Origin of the sequence: Haloterrigena salina JCM 13891, assembly GCF_000337495.1 — an archaeon.
In the GTDB taxonomy this organism is placed as follows: Archaea; Halobacteriota; Halobacteria; order Halobacteriales; family Natrialbaceae; genus Haloterrigena; species Haloterrigena salina.
Map to the genome: position 1 here is coordinate 1 of NZ_AOIS01000039.1, position 912 is coordinate 912.

Here is a 912-nt window from a genome sequence, read left to right on the forward strand (position 1 = left end):
CGCCGCACAGGGCGCACAAGAAAACGCGACCGACCAGGGCGCCGATCGTGCCGACGGTGAGCTCGAGGACGAGAACGAGTCGGTGCCGACGGTCGAACCGAACGAGGACTTCACGCAGGAGATCGACAGCGAGACGCGGATCACCGACTGGTCGTATCAGCCGGGAATGTTCACGATCGAGATCGAGGCCGATAGGCCGACGAAGGGCTCGCTGACCGAGGCAAGCGATTGGGAGCGTGGTACGGGCTCGTTCAACTACGACGAAAAAGAACTGGAGGAAGGAACGAACACGATTACGTTTCCCGTGACGGCCACTCAGGGCGCGGGCGTCGCGATCGCGACCGAGAAGTCCCTGGCTCAAGGGACCGGGTCGCGTATCTCGGTCGGACAGGTTGAGCAGAACCCGTTCCGCCACTTCGGCGGCGAGTCAGGGCTGTTCTCGGGTATCGGGATGACGGTCGGGCTCGCGGGTGTCGGCGCCTGGTACGTCGTCCGCTCGGAGGAAAGCGGAGTGATTCAAGCATGAGCGATACAAGTACGACGTTCGGTAACTGGCAGGACCGGCTTACGTACATCTTNCGTCCGCTCGGAGGAAAGCGGAGTGATTCAAGCATGAGCGATACAAGTACGACGTTCGGTAACTGGCAGGACCGGCTTACGTACATCTTCGCAGAGGGACAGCTAGTCGTTCTCGGGCTCGCGGTCACGATCGGCGCCCTACTGATCTGGATTCGCCCGGAGGTGCCGGGAATCCCGCCGATCGTCTTCGGCTGGTTCGCGGCGCTGTTGCTCCTGGGGCCGCCGCTGCTCGGACTGTTCGTCACGGGCGCCCGGAAACTCCGCAACCGGCATATGGTGGCCGTTCACCACATCAACGGCGTCACTGATGAACGGGAGAAGTATTACGTCGAA

Annotated in this window: 1 protein-coding gene and 1 pseudogene; both read left to right on the top strand. The window is 62.1% G+C overall.

The features are described 5' to 3' along the window. A partial coding sequence (locus tag C477_RS12425; protein ID WP_008894848.1) for a hypothetical protein occupies positions 1–526 on the top strand: 526 nt, incomplete at its 5' end. 86 nt (positions 527–612) lie between these two features. Continuing rightward, positions 613–912 (top strand): annotated as a pseudogene (locus C477_RS12430) (hypothetical protein); the annotation flags it as partial.